This window comes from Thermostichus sp. OS-CIW-29 (assembly GCF_054058195.1).
Genome location: NZ_JBSSAB010000013.1, coordinates 25072 through 38974, shown reverse-complemented (window position 1 = coordinate 38974; position 13903 = coordinate 25072). Strand labels below are relative to the sequence as shown.

The window sequence follows — 13903 nt, the reverse complement described above, 5'->3', positions numbered from 1 at the left end:
GGCCTTTGCGCATGAACGACGACATTCCGGTCGCCCGTCGCCAGTCCACTCCGGCGAAAAAAGCGCAAAGTTCGGTGCCTGCCCTGAGGTCCCGTCTAGTCTTGGGCCTGGTGCTGGTTGGGCTAGTGCTCCTGGCGGGTTGGGGGATAGAGAAGTTACCGGGATCCCAGCAGGCGGCGGATCCCCAAGTTCTGGAAGAAACCGGTCAGCCCTCTCTGCCGCAGCCAACTGTGCAGAATGGGCGACCTTCTCTGTTGGGGCACTATGCCTATTCCGAAGCCCCTGCAGACAGCTTGCGGGTGGTGGGCCACTACCGCGGTCGCGAGGTGCGCCTACGCCAGGGGGCTGCTGAAAGTTACCTACGCATGAGCGAAGCAGCTCGAGCTGCCGGGATCCGCCTTGTCCCCATTTCCGGGTTTCGCTCCATGGCGGAGCAGGAATTCTTGTTTTTTCAATTGGCTCAATCCCGAGCCTTGCGACCCGAGGAACGAGCTGCTGTCAGTGCTCCCCCTGGCTACAGCGAGCACCACACTGGCTATGCCATCGACCTTGGGGATGCCGGGTTTCCGCAGTGGGATACTCAAGAAGCCTTTGAGACCACCCCGGCCTTCCAGTGGCTGCAGAGCAACGCGGCCCGCTTTGGCTTTGAGCTGTCTTTCCCCAGAAACAACCCTCAGGGGGTGAATTACGAACCCTGGCACTGGCGCTTTGTGGGCGACCGTGACAGCCTGGAGACCTTCTACGCTCCCCAAATCAAACCATTCCCAAATCAGCCCAATCAAACCGAGACCCCTACTCTCCCGTCTTCCAGAGGGAGAAGAGCTGGGAGTGAGGGCTGACTCCTTTGGGGAGAGAGGAAAGGGGGAGCTCCTTGGGACTACCGTCACGGCCCTCTCCCTTGCAGGGATCTCATTCCCCTCTTGAATGGGTTCACAAGCCTAAGCAAGCGGATGACGCGATTCGAACGCGCGACCGTCTCGTTGGCAACGAGAAGCTCTACCACTGAGCTACATCCGCGTCGGGAAATTTATGATGGCAAGTTTTGCGGTGGTTTGTCAAGTCAGGGATCCCTGGCGCATTTTGTTCCAGAATGAGAGAAGTTCATCTTTCTTTGCAGTTGCGCAAAGTCTGGGCGGGATCCCGGGCAGCGCCTGTTTGAGGGTATTGCTATGCGGGTAGCCATTATTGGGGCCGGATTGGCCGGGTTGGTGACGGCAGTCGATTTGGTCGAGGCAGGACACGAGGTGCAGCTCTACGAGGCGCGGCCTTTTGTCGGCGGCAAGGTGGGATCCTGGCAGGATGCCGATGGCAACCACATCGAGATGGGGCTGCACGTTTTTTTCTGCAACTACAGCAATTTGTTTGCCCTGATGAAAAAGGTGGGGGCCTACGAGAACCTGCTGCCCAAGCAACACACCCACACCTTTGTCAACCGAGGTGGGCAAACGGCCAGTCTGGATTTTCGCTTTCCCCTGGGGGCGCCTTTCAACGGCCTCAAAGCTTTTTTCACCACCGAGCAGCTCTCTTGGGCGGACAAGCTGCGCAACGCCTTGGCGCTGGGCACCAGCCCTTTGATTCGCGGCTTGCTGGACTATGAAGGGGCAATGCGGCAAATTCGCGCCTTGGATCGGATGAGCTTTGCCGATTGGTTTCGGCGGCATGGGGGATCCGAAGGTAGCCTGAAGCGGATGTGGAACCCGATTGCCTATGCCTTGGGCTTTATTGACACGGAGCAGATTTCTGCCCGCTGCATGCTGACGATCTTTCAGATGTTTGCCAGCAAAACAGAGGCCTCCAAGCTCAATTTCCTCAAGGGATCCCCGGACACCTATCTCACTCAGCCTATCGTCCGCTACATCCAAGCCCGTGGGGGCCAGATCCACACCCGCAGAGGGGTCAGCCGCATTGAAGTGAACGACTCTCCTCCCTACGCGGTGACCGGCTTGCTCTTGGCCAATGGAGAGCGGGTGGAGGCAGATGTGTATGTGTGTGCAACGGCAGTGGAAGGGGCCAAACGGCTGATCCCGGAAGTATGGCGGCAGTGGCCTCAGTTCGACAACCTCTACAAGCTGGAATCCGTACCTGTGGCCACGGTGCAGTTGCGCTTCGATGGCTGGGTGACGGAGCTGAACCCCCAAGGCCAGGCCAAACGAGCCAGCCAACACCCAGAGGCTCTGGGTATCGACAATCTCCTCTACACCGCCGATGCCGATTTTTCCTGCTTTGCCGATCTGGCCCTCACCAGCCCCGCCGACTACTACAAGCCGGGCCAGGGATCCCTGCTACAATGCGTGCTCACGCCGGGGGATCCCTTCATTTCCATGCCCAACGAGCAAATTGCCCAGCACGTGTTGCACCAAGTCCACGAGCTGTTTCCCTCATCCCGGCAGCTGAACATGACCTGGTACAGCGTGGTGAAACTGGCCCACTCCCTCTATCGAGAAGCGCCGGGCATGGATCCCTATCGCCCGCAGCAAAAGACTCCCGTGCCCAACTTCTTTTTTGCCGGCAGCTACACCGCCCAAGACTACATCGACAGCATGGAAGGGGCCACCCTCTCCGGCCACCTGGCTGCTCAGGCCATTCTGGCTGCCCACAGGGATCCCCAATAGGAGGACTTTCACCTGATGGCACTTGACCCCTTTGACATACTCCCCGTCATAAAGGGCGAGGATTCCGGTTCCTGGTTCTGCTACGGCACTTCCTCTGTCGGGTTGCCCTCCCATTCGCGCCAGCGGGACGGAGCCCTTGAAGCCTGCACTCTCTCGCTTTAGCGGCGCGGAGCGCTTTGTGTCGGCATGAGTGCGGGAGTATGTCACAGTGGGTACCAGAAGTCTTGGCCCAAAGCCGAGAGTTGGGTAGAAGTCCAGCCCTTCGCGCCCCTCGCCAAAAAATACGCTCCATCCTAGGGGATCAATACGAGCCACAGGCCCCATACCCTGAGAGTTTTGCCCAGGAAGGATGATGATCGCCCTCAACCTGCAGCCGGCTGTGAATTTAACCGATGAAGTTTTCGAGCAGCTCTGCCGGCGGAATCCTGAGCTGCGCCTGGAACGCACCGCCCAAGGAGAACTGATCGCCATGGCTCCTGCAGGCAGCGAAAGCAGTCGTCAAAACTTGAGCCTTAGCGCCCAGCTCTGGCAGTGGAACCGGCAAACTCAGCTTGGTGTGGCCTTTGACTCTTCCGCCGGTTTTGCCTTGCCCAATGGGGCCATTCGCTCTCCCGATGCCGCTTGGATGCCCAAAGAGCGCTGGCAGCAGCTCACCCCAGAGCAGCGCCGTCGGTTTGCTCCTCTGTGCCCTGACTTTGTGCTGGAACTGAAGTCTCCTACTGACGAGCTGGCCACCCTTCAGGCCAAGCTGCAGGAGTACCTGGACAACGGATCCCAACTGGGCTGGTTAATCGACCCGGAAAGCGGGAAAGTCTATGTCTATCGCACAGGTCAGCCGGTGCAAGTTTTGGAGCGACCTACCAGCTTGTCTGGGGATCCCGTTCTCCCTGGCTTTGTGGTGGATCTCACCTTAATCTGGGAATAGTGCTCCCCACGCTCTAAAACTGCCCACCAGGATGAGCTCATGATTGCCCTCAACCTGCAGCCGGCTGTGAATTTAACCGATGAAGTTTTCGAGCAGCTTTGTCGGCAGAATCCTGAGCTGCGCCTGGAACGCACCGCCCAAGGAGAACTGATCGCCATGGCCCCTGCAGGCAGCGAAAGTGGATTCCGCAATGCCGACCTACTGGGCCAACTTTGGCAGTGGAATCGACGCAAGAACTTAGGTCTTGTCTTCGACTCTTCTGCAGGTTTTGCCCTGCCCAATGGGGCCATTCGCTCTCCCGATGCCGCCTGGGTTGCCAAAGAGCGCTGGCAGCAGCTCACCCCAGAGCAGCGCCGTCGTTTTGCTCCCCTCTGCCCTGACTTTGTGCTGGAACTGAAGTCCCCTACCGATGAGCTGGCCACCCTTGAGGCCAAGTTGCAGGAGTTCCTAGACAACGGATCCCAACTGGGCTGGTTAATTGACCCGGAAAGTCGCCAAGTCCACGTCTATCGCCCCGGTCAGCCGGTACAAGTTTTGGAGCAGCCTGTGAGTTTGTCTGGGGATCCCGTTCTTCCTGGCTTTGTTATGGATCTCACCCTAATCTGGGGATAACCGACCCACCCCATGACTCCAAATTTCATTTTTCCCACTCTGGGGAGAAACGCCAGGGATCCCCAAGCTGCTTCGCTGCAATTCAAGTAACCCTGCTCTACTGCTTGGAGCCAGAACTAACCGCTGCTCCCACCCTCTCCATTAGGTCGTCCAGCTCGCTGTAGTCCGGCAAAGCCGTGTCGATGGCCTGCCCCTGACGCAACACCACCCGGTCATGCTGGGGACGGGAAAGCAGCTCATCAAAGCCACGTCCCTTGAACAGCACCAGATCTGCCGGCAAGCCCACCCCAATTTGCCCTCGCTCGGTCAAGCCCATGATGCGGGCAGGGGTGGTGGTAATCGCCTGTGGCCAATCCCCATAGGGGGTATCCAGGTGCAAAATGCGGGTGGCCTCCCGGAACACCTCCAGGCCGTCGTGATCCCCAAAGCCATAAAAGGGATCCCGGCAATTATCGCTGGCTATCATCACCGGCACGCCCAAAGCCTTCAGCTCATGCAACAGCGTCACTCCCCGCCAGCGGGGGGTATGGCCGGGGTTACGGGCTTGCAAATATAGGTTACACATGGGCAGGCTGACCACGGCAATTCCCGCCTCTCTGACCAAGGCCATAGTCTTGTGGGCCACCTCCGGCGGTTGCACGGCCAGGCTACAGCAATGGCCACACACCACCTGTCCCGAAAACTCATGGCGCAAGGCCGCCGCTGCTACGTGTCTCAATGTGAGGGATCCCGGATCATCCGTCTCATCCGTATGAAAGTCCAGAGCCAAGCCCCGCTCCTTGGCCAGGGCAAACACCCGATCCAATTGCCGATCCAGTTCCGGCCCCATCGCCGCCACCCCACCCAGGATCCCGCCCACTTCCGCCACCTTGTCCGCCAGCTTTTCCCCTGCAGGGGTGAGAAAGGTATCCAAGCTCAGAAGCGTGACCGCCTGGAGTTCCAGCTTGCCCGCCCACTCTCGGCGCAACTGGACAAACACCTCCCAGTTGGCCCCCATAACTTGAGGGTTCTCACAGGCCAGATGGGTGCGCACCGCCTGGGATCCATGGGCATAGCTGCAGCGCAAACCAAAGCTGAAGCGACGGTAGAGATCCTCCCGAAACCGCTCCGGATCCCCGTCATAGGCTTGCTCCATCTTCACCCAATCTTCCTGGCCGGCCTGCCTCGCCCCGGCAAAGGTACCATCGGGATTGGGGGTGCGCGGCCACACATGTCCCTTGTCCAGGTGGGTATGGATGTCCACAAAGCAGGGCCACACTTGGCCCCGCCTTAGATCCACGCTGGGGATCCCCTGGGGCGGGATCCCTGTTGCCGCCTGGATTTGGCGGATCTGCCCCCCTTCGATTTCCAGATCCAGCAACACCAGGTTATCGCGGTTGGGGACAGCCCCCCGCACCGCCTCCTTCAGTACCGACAGGGGAACCTGAGCATTCAGCAGCCAGTAGTGGGCAACGCCGGGGATCTGCACGGTGGGCAACGAAAAAGTGACTCCCAATCTTAAGGGGATCCGAGCCCCTCAGGAGGAATCCAGTGCTACAGCGGCTAGGCAAACTGGCCCACCACCTGCATGGCAAAGCTGAGCAAAATGAAGGCCAACCAGGGGGAAAAGTCCAAGCCGCCAATGGGGGGGATGATGCCGCGGAACAGGTTGAGATAGGGATCGGTGAGTTGGCTGAGCACCGACAGGATGGGGTTAGACCAGTTCAGTTGCGGGAACCAGCTCAGCAAAATCCGCACGATCAGCAGAGCATTGTAAATGACGATGAACTGGTAAAGGGAGCGGAACAGCAACGACCCGGCAGTGCCGTAGACCAACCCCAGAGAGAGGCCGTCCACCCAAGCGAGAGGAGACAACAAGTGGCTAAGCATCATAGCGGTTCAGAGAAGGGAATGAACAAAACACAGATCAGTCAGACAGACCAAACGCCGTCAGCAGAGGCAAACCTCACATCCGATGGCAACCCATCCAAAGATGCAAGGCAGAAAGCCATTGCCGCCTCTAGTTTGACATGGGCGGGAGACCCCTGAGGTTCCTTCTTCCCGCTCAAGCTCAAGAGTTTTCCTCAGCAGCAGGGGCAGGCACTTCCTTGACAAGCAACTGAGCCCGGGTGGCCTGGATCGCCTCGTTTAACTCGGCAATCTTGGCCTCTAGAGTGCGGCGGGCTTGGGCAATTCGTTCTGCCTCATTTTCCCACTTCTTCCAGTCGCTGGACATGGCGGGCTCACCTGAAGCACTGAGGCGCGGTCGTTCAGGGGTTGCGGAGGTGCCGTTGAGACGATCCGGATCCCGGCGTTGGCCTTCGGCGGATCCCTTTCTGAGTCGAGGGGCAAGCACAAACCCAATGACCCCGCCGATGATCCCTCCCAACAGGGCGCCAGTCACTACACCCGCAATGAAGTCACCTTTCTGATCTGCCACGCTTTTGTCCAGCTCAATAACAATAAACTTGAGTCATCTTCTTCCGTTCTACCTTTCCTGTCCCACTCCTGCCAGCAAATCCGACCAAGGTTGAGGTAGCCGCCAGCGGCTGAGATGTTCCAGATGGGCTTGCACCTGATCCCTGAACTCGGCAAGCGTGTGTTGCAGATCGCCGGTCGAGGGTAGGGATCTCAGCGTCGCCTGCCAAAGGTAAGCTGGGGAAAGTTCAGGGCTGAGCAACTGCCACAAACGCTGCAGCTCCTCAAAGTGAAGGCGATCATCTTCTGTGAGGGAAAGCACCAACTGGCGACGCAGATCGCGGGCCTCTTCCGACATCAGGTAGCGCAAACCCGTTTGGGCGGTGGGTAACCAATCCAATCCCCCATCGCTGCGGGCAATTTGAATCAGGTTCTCCAGGCGGTTCCAGCGGAACTTACCATCCTTGATCAACACTTGCAGCAGCCGTTGGCGAATACGCGGCGATTCATCCGTCAGCAGGCGCTTGGCCACATAGGGATAGGCCACACCGACGATGCGGAACTGGGGATAGAGGCTGAGGGCTACTCCCTCTTGGGTCACCAAAGAGCGGATCACCAGAGCAAAGTGGGAGGGCACCTGAAAGGGGTAGCGGTACATCAAGTCGGAGAACTGATCTGTGGCCGTTTTGAAGTTAAAGTTGACCACCTCTTGGGTCAGCACGTCTGCCAGCACCTTTTCCAAGGCGGGGATCAGCTCTTGGCGGCCGACATCCGACTGCAAAAAGCCCAGATGAATAAAGTCATCGATCAGGGCGTTGTAGTCGCGATCCACCAGGTGAACCAGAGCATCCACCAAGTACTCCTTCATTTCCTCGGTGAGCTGATCCATCATGCCGAAATCGATGTAGGCCATACGGCCATCGGTGAGGGCGAACAAGTTACCTGGGTGGGGATCCGCGTGGAAAAAGCCGTATTCCAGCAATTGCTTGAGGGCAGCAACCACCCCGATGCGCACCAATTGTTTCACTTCCAGGTTGGCTGCTCGAATGCGCTCCACATCCGTCAGCTTGATGCCGTCGATCCACTCCAGGGTCAGAACCCGGCGGGTGCTGTAAGCCCAGAAGATGCGCGGCACGTACACATCCGGATCGTCGCGGAAGTATTCGGCGAAGCGCTCGCAGTTTCGCCCTTCGTGCAGGTAGTCGATCTCTTCAAAAAGCTTGCGGCCAAACTCATCCACCACCGCCGTCAAAGTACTGCCCAGGTTCAAGGGCAGCCAGGGGCCCAGCCATGTCGAGGCCCAGCGAATCAGGTACAGATCCAGGCTCAACTGCTCTCGCAGATGGGGTCGCTGCACCTTCACCGCCACCCATTCGCCGCTGTGCAACTGCGCTTTGTAAACCTGGCCCAAACTGGCAGCAGCCACCGGCTCTGGAGAGATCTGGGCAAAGATCTCGGCAATCGGACGGCCCAACTCGGATTCGATGCGGGCAAATGCTTGCTCGGAAGGAAATGGCGGCAGTTGATCTTGCAGTTGGGTGAGTTCTTCTAGGTAGTCTTTGCGCACCAGATCGGGGCGGGTGGAGAGGGCCTGACCCACCTTGATGAACGTTGGCCCCAGGTCGGTGAGCAGCTTTCGCAACTGCACTGAGCGCCGTCCCACATTGCGATCAGTGTGTCCCCACAGTTGATCCCAGCGCAAACAGAGGACAAACCACAAGAAAGGCCAGAGAATGGCCAGCGCCCGACCGATCACTTGGGGCAGGCGCCAGCGGTAATAGCGGCAGATCAATTGCGGATCGTAAACTTCCAAAGCAGCAATGGGCGAAGTTCTACTAAACACACTCCAGCGATCTCACAGTCTTTTGTTTTGAAGCTCTTGGTATCCATCTTAACAGAAAAAGCCTCACTGTTTCTGTGCCTCACCCGGCCCCATTCTCGGCCAGAGCCAGCCTGTCTCCCCCCTCAAATGATGGTGTTGTCCGGGATCACCGAGTCTTTGATGATGGTGACGATGCCGTTGCTGATCCAGATCCCTTCCTCTTCCCGCTGCGCTTCGGTGACGTGATCCTTGTTGAGGATGCGGACATTGCGCCCAATGCGGGCATTCTTATCCACGATGGCGTTGACAATGTGGGAGTTGGCCCCGATGCCCACCGGTGGGATCCCTTCCTCTAGCCTGGCCTGCCGCTCTTCTGCCGACTCGTAGTAATCCGCCCCCATCACCAGGGTGTTTTCCACGATGGTGTTGGCCTCCAAGCGACTGCGAATGCCGATGATGGAATTGCGGATTTGGGCATTTTTGATGATGCAGCCGTCGGCGATTATGGAGTTGACGATGTGGGAGTCGAGGATCTTGTTGGGGGGCAAAAAGCGCGGGCGGGTGTAGATGGGCATTTCGCTGTCGAAGAAGCTGAAGGGCGGGTTGGGCTGCTGCACCAGTGCCAGGTTGGCCCGGTAAAAAGCCTCGATGGTGCCGATGTCTTCCCAGTAACCCTTGAAGAGGTAGGCTTGCAGATGGTACTTGCCGATGGCTGCCGGCAGCACCTCTTTGCCAAAGTCGGTGTGCTCCTTGACTTTGAGCATCTCGATCAGAGCTTCTCGCTTGAATACATAGATGCCCATGGAGGCGATGTAGGGCTTGGCTTTGGCTTCTTCCGGGCTGAGGCCGAGGGCTTGGGTGTCCACCTGGCAGGCTTTCAGCAGATCTCCTGTTGGCTTTTCCTTGAAATCCACAATGCGACCGTTCTCGCCAAGCTTGAGCAAGCCAAAACCCGAGGCCACTTTTTCTTCACAGGGGAGCACCGCCAGCGTCACATCGGCTCCCACCTGCCGGTGATGGTGGATGAAGGGGCGGTAGTCCATGCGGTAGAGGTGATCCCCAGATAGGATGAGGAAGTCCCGCGGCTTCCAGGAGTCCATCAGCCAGAGGTATTGGCGGACAGCATCGGCGGTGCCTTGGAACCAATCGGGATTGTCAGGGGTTTGTTGGGCCGCCAAAACGTCCACAAAGCCGCCTGTGAAGGGGGACAAGCGGTAGGTGTTGACGATGTGGCGGTTCAGAGAGGCAGAGTTGAACTGGGTGAGGACGTAGATTTTTTCGATGTCGGAGTTGATGCAGTTGCTGACCGGGATGTCGATGAGGCGGTATTTGCCGGCCAGGGGCACAGCGGGTTTGGCGCGGCGCTTGGTCAGGGGATAAAGTCGGGTGCCACGCCCACCTCCCAAGATGATCGCCAGTACATCGCGCATGGTTGTCCTCCACCAGGCTACACCCAATAGCATAGACTGCTGCGGGGCCACCTCAACGACTGTCCTGTTCAATCTGGCCAAGCTGCTCGGGAAGGGGAACAAGTTGGCAAGACAGAATGCAGGGAGAGCTGATGGCGCGTATCCTGGCCTTTACCAACAACAAAGGGGGCACTGGCAAGTCCACCCTCTGCGTCCACGCGGCTCAGTTGACGGCCCAACGGGGATACCGAGTTTTGCTCATCGATCTCACGTCCCAGGCCACCGCCAGCAACCTTTACCTGGAAGGGGCCGGATCCTTGCCGGCACCGGAAACGGTTTGGGCCAGCTTACACCCGCAACACCAACGTCCTCTGGAAGAGGTGATCTACTGCACGGACAAGGGAGTGGATGTGGCGCCCTCCCACAGCACCATGGCGGAAGTGGCGGCCCAACTGGCTGCTGCTGGAGAGATGGGGCAGAATCTATTGCAGCGCCAACTGGATCCCTTGCTGCCGGACTACGACTTCATCTTTCTCGATACGCCGGGAGAACTGAATGCCCTCACCGCCAATGCCCTGCGGGTGGCCCAGCGGGTACTGATCCCGACGCGGCTCAACCGCGCCGATTTCTCCTGCACGGAAGTGACCTTGCGCTACATTGAGGCCCTGAAAGGCCAGCTCAGCCACGCCCGCGCCGTTTTGACGATGCTGGACGACCGCTATCTGCCGGGGGGCATTTGGTCGGGATCCCACACCGGGCAATTGTACGTGCAAGCGCAACAGATTTTTGCGGATGTGCTTTCACCCGTTACCATTCCAGATAGCAGCGATTTGCGCATCGCCTTTGACTACGGCTTGACGGTGATGGACTATCGGCCTGGGTCGGCGGTGTGTCAGCGGCTGCTGCAGTTTGTTGAACGCGAGGTGCTCTTGTGACTGGATCTGACCGCAGCCTCTTTCCTTCGTCGGGGGAAATTTCCCGCCGCTCCGGCGGAATTCGGCGCAAGGCCGGTGCTAAAACCAGTTCAGAGCCCACCTCCGCAGAGTCTACTCCCACAGGCGAGGAGCCGACAACGATGTCTTCTCAGTCTCCCCCAGAACCAACCCCAGAATCGCCGGAAATGGAAGCCCTCAAAAGCCAACTGGCCGAAGCTCAACAACTCTTGCAAGACTACCAAAACAAAGTCTCTGCCCTGCAAGCTCAATTGCAGCAGGTTACTGCCCATCGGGACGAATTGCAAAAGGCGCTGGCGCAGTTGCAAGCGGTTGCGGACGAGCGGGCCAAAACCATCCAGGAGTTACAGAACCCCAGAGGACAAGCCCCCATTCAGCCCAAACCCCAATCCTCACCTCTGCACGCGCAAAAGAAGATTATGAATCGGCCCATCTTCGACAACGTATCGGCCACCGATGAAAGCATGCCCCCCTATTTGTTGGATTGACCGGGATGGAAGGGATCCCTGAGGGCGTGATTTGGATGGGGTCTCCACCTGTTCTGCTCCCTCCTGTTTTCAGCCCGACCTGTGCTTTTTTCCCTGCTTCCTGGAGATCCGGGATTCGATAGCTGGATATTGGATTTGGACAACCGTCGTTCTCGCTGCCCTTCTCATGAGCCAATCTCAATCGACTCTCCCTGCTGGTGATACCATTCCGCCCCACGGGGGCACCCTGATCAACTGCATTGCCCCGCCTGAGCAGGCGCAGGAGCTGCGTTCCAAAGCCGAACATTGCCCCATCCTCTATCTCGACGAGCGGGCCCAATCGGATCTGGAGATGATCGCCATTGGGGGCTTCAGCCCGCTAACGGGGTTTATGGGGCGGGAAGATTACCAGGCCGTTCTGGAAACAATGCACCTGGCCAATGGCTTGGCTTGGTCGCTGCCGGTCACCCTGCCGGTCTCCTCAGAAGTGGCAGCGGGTCTGAAAGAGGGGCAAATGATCGCCTTGGCCAGTGCCGAGGGCAAGATCCTGGGCTTACTGGAGCTGACCGAGAAGTTCACCTACGATAAAACATACGAAGCCCGGCAAGTTTATCGCACCACCGATGAGCAACATCCAGGGGTAAAGGTGCTCTACGAGCAGGGATCCGTCTATTTGGCCGGCCCCGTCACCCTCCTGCAGCGGGATCCCCACCCTCTTTTTCCGGCCTACCAGATTGACCCGGCCCAATCGCGGCAACTGTTTCGGGAAAGAGGCTGGAGAACCATTGTAGGCTTCCAAACCCGCAACCCCATCCACCGCGCCCATGAATACATCCAAAAATGTGCCTTGGAGATTGTGGACGGGCTATTTTTGCACCCGCTGGTGGGGGCTACCAAAAGCGACGACATTCCCGCCGATGTGCGTATGCGCTGCTACGAGGTGTTGATCGAAAAGTACTACCCCAAGGAGCGGGTGATCTTGGCCATCAATCCTGCGTCGATGCGCTACGCCGGCCCCCGCGAGGCTATTTTCCATGCTCTCATTCGCAAAAACTATGGCTGTACCCATTTCATTGTGGGGCGGGATCACGCCGGGGTGGGGAACTACTACGGTACCTACGATGCCCAACACATTTTCGATGAGTTCCAGCCGGGGGAGCTGGGCATCATTCCCTTGAAGTTTGAACATGCTTTCTATTGCACCGTCACCGGCACCATGGCCACGGCCAAGACCAGCCCCAGCCAGCCTCACCAGCGCATTCACCTCTCAGGTACCAAGGTGCGGGAAATGCTGCGCCGCGGTGAAGTGCCCCCGCCGGAGTTTTCTCGACCAGAAGTGGCCCGGCTGCTGGCCGAAGCCATGCGAGAGCGGGGTTAACCCTGGGAATCTCCCTAAGTGGCAGTCAAAAAGGGCCTGGGACAGACCAGACCCTCTGTATTGAAAGTTGTATTGAAAAAAGTTGTATTGAAAGTTGAACTTGAACCAGATTCCAGTCGAGTATTAGGCCGGCTCCGCTAGATTGATTGTCGGGTTGCGGTCGAAGAAGCCCCAAGGTACCAGCCTAAAGCCCGTTCTGTGTACAGGCATGACGGGCCAATCCTCATCCCATGAAAAAACCCCTGCCCAACGGCATGGGGAGGATGTATGATGGGGAGCCCGCGTTTCTACAGAACTCCCTCGAAGTCAAGCAGCCCTGAATAGGCAGCAACAGTTCTCATCCCGCCTCAAACCAGAGTTGTTCGGGATCCACATAATAGCAGCGGGCATTGTCCGCACAGATCAGCGCCCAGCCGTTTTGGTCGGCCTCGACCAAAGTATACTCACACTGGGGAATGAAATAGCCTTGGTGGTTTCGGGTATCGCTCTTAACCCAAACGGTCTGACAGTTCATCTTAAAGTTCCTCCCATCTGCAGTCAAAGGGGTCAAAAAAGTGAGGTTGGAAAACGGGACTCGATTCAGTGGCTGTGGAAGCGGCGGCAGTGCAACACCACTGCAATATAATGAAGTGCAGCCACCGCCGAGCTAAGCATCTCGCGCCAGCCCGGAGTTCAATCTCATCAATCAACTGAGGCCGGGGAAGAGAAGCGACGAGAGCTAACCTCTATCGATAAATGGATCCCATGTTGCTATTGGGTACAAGAAGTTTAGCACCAACTCCATGAGAACATCGCTAAGAGTTGTAGATTAAAATAAAAAGCTCTAGATTTTCCTAAAGTCTTGTTGCAAAACCAGGAATAGGGTCACTTAATCTTCTTCAAAGAGCCAGTTGTAAATCTTGCTCAAGTGGGGCCAAGCAGGACGGCGGTTCCCTCCCTCTTGCAGGTTGGATTTGACACCCTCAATCTGCTCGGGATCCCGTGCCAAGATTTGCTTAATGGCCTCCACCTGCTGGCGTACCCCGGTTTTTTTCAGCTCCAGCATGGCTAGGGTCAGATTCACACGGGGCTGGGCATCCACCGGATCCAACTTCACAGCAGTCTGGGCGGCCTTCAGAGCTTTTTCCGCCTGCCCCTCCAGAAGGTAGAGCCAGGACAAGCACGTCCAAGCCGCCGCCGCCTTTGGGGATCCCTTACAGATCGACTCAAAAGAGGGAATTAACGTCTTGGCTGCTTCCCCGGATTCATAGCGCCGAATCCCTTCCTGAAACAATTCTTCAATTTTTTGGCTCATCTCCCCCAACCCAGCACATTAGCTTATTGACAAA

General features: G+C 57.8%; 14 protein-coding genes, 1 tRNA gene and 1 pseudogene. 7 read left to right on the top strand and 9 right to left on the bottom strand.

The genetic code is table 11. From position 1 onward, the window contains the following. Positions 1-11 precede the first annotated feature (11 nt). Positions 12-839: a M15 family metallopeptidase gene (locus ACVWZJ_RS06535; protein ID WP_011432690.1), complete on the top strand. Its 828-nt coding sequence runs from the start codon at positions 12-14 to the stop codon at positions 837-839. Between the two features lie 106 nt (positions 840-945). Here the strand turns inward: ACVWZJ_RS06535 and ACVWZJ_RS06530 are convergent. Beyond that, positions 946-1017 (bottom strand) — tRNA-Gly (locus tag ACVWZJ_RS06530). Positions 1018-1169: 152 nt separating this feature from the next. On the opposite strand from ACVWZJ_RS06530, the gene zds reads away from it, so the two are divergent. The 3 genes from zds (at position 1170) to ACVWZJ_RS06515 (ending at position 4149) form a co-directional block, all read left to right on the top strand. Then, a complete protein-coding gene (gene zds, locus ACVWZJ_RS06525; protein WP_011432691.1) occupies positions 1170-2612 on the top strand; it encodes a 9,9'-di-cis-zeta-carotene desaturase in 1443 nt (480 codons plus the stop codon). Positions 2613-2964: 352 nt separating this feature from the next. Beyond that, the gene (locus ACVWZJ_RS06520; protein ID WP_414408086.1) at positions 2965-3537 is read left to right on the top strand and encodes a Uma2 family endonuclease; all 573 of its coding nucleotides are present in this window, start codon (positions 2965-2967) and stop codon (positions 3535-3537) included. Between the two features lie 39 nt (positions 3538-3576). Continuing rightward, positions 3577-4149 (top strand): Uma2 family endonuclease, encoded by a 573-nt coding sequence (locus tag ACVWZJ_RS06515; protein ID WP_011432693.1) that lies wholly within the window; start codon positions 3577-3579, stop codon positions 4147-4149. A 97-nt stretch (positions 4150-4246) separates the two neighbouring features. Here the strand turns inward: ACVWZJ_RS06515 and ACVWZJ_RS06510 are convergent, their stop codons facing one another. The 5 genes from ACVWZJ_RS06510 to ACVWZJ_RS06490 form a co-directional block, all read right to left on the bottom strand. Next, a complete protein-coding gene (locus ACVWZJ_RS06510; RefSeq protein ID WP_457395435.1) occupies positions 4247-5617 on the bottom strand; it encodes a cytosine deaminase in 1371 nt (456 codons plus the stop codon). Positions 5618-5691: 74 nt separating this feature from the next. Continuing rightward, positions 5692-6021 (bottom strand): YggT family protein, encoded by a 330-nt coding sequence (locus ACVWZJ_RS06505; RefSeq protein WP_414343744.1) that lies wholly within the window; start codon positions 6019-6021, stop codon positions 5692-5694. A gap of 178 nt (positions 6022-6199) precedes the next feature. Further along, positions 6200-6568 carry a hypothetical protein gene (locus ACVWZJ_RS06500; RefSeq protein WP_457395407.1) on the bottom strand — a complete coding sequence of 123 codons (369 nt, stop codon included), beginning with the start codon at positions 6566-6568 and terminating at the stop codon, positions 6200-6202. A gap of 48 nt (positions 6569-6616) precedes the next feature. Next, a complete protein-coding gene (locus ACVWZJ_RS06495) occupies positions 6617-8389 on the bottom strand; it encodes an ABC1 kinase family protein (protein WP_457395404.1) in 1773 nt (590 codons plus the stop codon). A 122-nt stretch (positions 8390-8511) separates the two neighbouring features. After that, positions 8512-9798 (bottom strand): glucose-1-phosphate adenylyltransferase, encoded by a 1287-nt coding sequence (locus ACVWZJ_RS06490; RefSeq protein ID WP_457395401.1) that lies wholly within the window; start codon positions 9796-9798, stop codon positions 8512-8514. Positions 9799-9929: 131 nt separating this feature from the next. Here ACVWZJ_RS06490 and ACVWZJ_RS06485 point away from each other — a divergent pair, with 131 nt between their 5' ends. The 3 genes from ACVWZJ_RS06485 (at position 9930) to sat (ending at position 12575) form a co-directional block, all read left to right on the top strand. After that, entirely contained in the window at positions 9930-10712 is a 783-nt protein-coding gene (locus ACVWZJ_RS06485; RefSeq protein ID WP_011432699.1) for a ParA family protein, read from the top strand. 140 nt (positions 10713-10852) lie between these two features. After that, on the top strand, positions 10853-11218 hold the full coding sequence (locus tag ACVWZJ_RS06480; protein WP_011432700.1) for a hypothetical protein: 366 nt from the start codon (positions 10853-10855) through the stop codon (positions 11216-11218). Positions 11219-11384: 166 nt separating this feature from the next. Continuing rightward, on the top strand, positions 11385-12575 hold the full coding sequence (gene sat / locus ACVWZJ_RS06475; RefSeq protein ID WP_011432701.1) for a sulfate adenylyltransferase: 1191 nt from the start codon (positions 11385-11387) through the stop codon (positions 12573-12575). Positions 12576-12698: 123 nt separating this feature from the next. Here sat and ACVWZJ_RS06470 read toward each other — a convergent pair. From ACVWZJ_RS06470 to ACVWZJ_RS06460, 3 genes and pseudogenes are all read right to left on the bottom strand, one after another. Further along, a pseudogene (locus ACVWZJ_RS06470) lies at positions 12699-12800 on the bottom strand (copper amine oxidase); the annotation flags it as partial. A gap of 112 nt (positions 12801-12912) precedes the next feature. After that, positions 12913-13089 carry a hypothetical protein gene (locus tag ACVWZJ_RS06465; protein ID WP_187147266.1) on the bottom strand — a complete coding sequence of 59 codons (177 nt, stop codon included), beginning with the start codon at positions 13087-13089 and terminating at the stop codon, positions 12913-12915. A gap of 354 nt (positions 13090-13443) precedes the next feature. After that, positions 13444-13869 (bottom strand): hypothetical protein, encoded by a 426-nt coding sequence (locus ACVWZJ_RS06460; RefSeq protein WP_011432703.1) that lies wholly within the window; start codon positions 13867-13869, stop codon positions 13444-13446. Between the last annotated feature and the right edge of the window lie 34 nt (positions 13870-13903).

Bases quoted from the DNA above. Each gene is read 5' to 3' on its own strand.
- ACVWZJ_RS06535 (WP_011432690.1), top strand. From the start codon at position 12: ATGAACGACGACATTCCGGTCGCCCGTCGCCAGTCCACTCCGGCGAAA.
- zds (WP_011432691.1), top strand. From the start codon at position 1,170: ATGCGGGTAGCCATTATTGGGGCCGGATTGGCCGGGTTGGTGACGGCA.
- ACVWZJ_RS06520 (WP_414408086.1), top strand. From the start codon at position 2,965: ATGATCGCCCTCAACCTGCAGCCGGCTGTGAATTTAACCGATGAAGTT.
- ACVWZJ_RS06515 (WP_011432693.1), top strand. From the start codon at position 3,577: ATGATTGCCCTCAACCTGCAGCCGGCTGTGAATTTAACCGATGAAGTT.
- ACVWZJ_RS06505 (WP_414343744.1), bottom strand. From the start codon at position 6,021: ATGATGCTTAGCCACTTGTTGTCTCCTCTCGCTTGGGTGGACGGCCTC.
- ACVWZJ_RS06490 (WP_457395401.1), bottom strand. From the start codon at position 9,798: ATGCGCGATGTACTGGCGATCATCTTGGGAGGTGGGCGTGGCACCCGA.
- ACVWZJ_RS06485 (WP_011432699.1), top strand. From the start codon at position 9,930: ATGGCGCGTATCCTGGCCTTTACCAACAACAAAGGGGGCACTGGCAAG.
- ACVWZJ_RS06480 (WP_011432700.1), top strand. From the start codon at position 10,853: ATGTCTTCTCAGTCTCCCCCAGAACCAACCCCAGAATCGCCGGAAATG.
- sat (WP_011432701.1), top strand. From the start codon at position 11,385: ATGAGCCAATCTCAATCGACTCTCCCTGCTGGTGATACCATTCCGCCC.
- ACVWZJ_RS06465 (WP_187147266.1), bottom strand. From the start codon at position 13,089: ATGAACTGTCAGACCGTTTGGGTTAAGAGCGATACCCGAAACCACCAA.
- ACVWZJ_RS06460 (WP_011432703.1), bottom strand. From the start codon at position 13,869: ATGAGCCAAAAAATTGAAGAATTGTTTCAGGAAGGGATTCGGCGCTAT.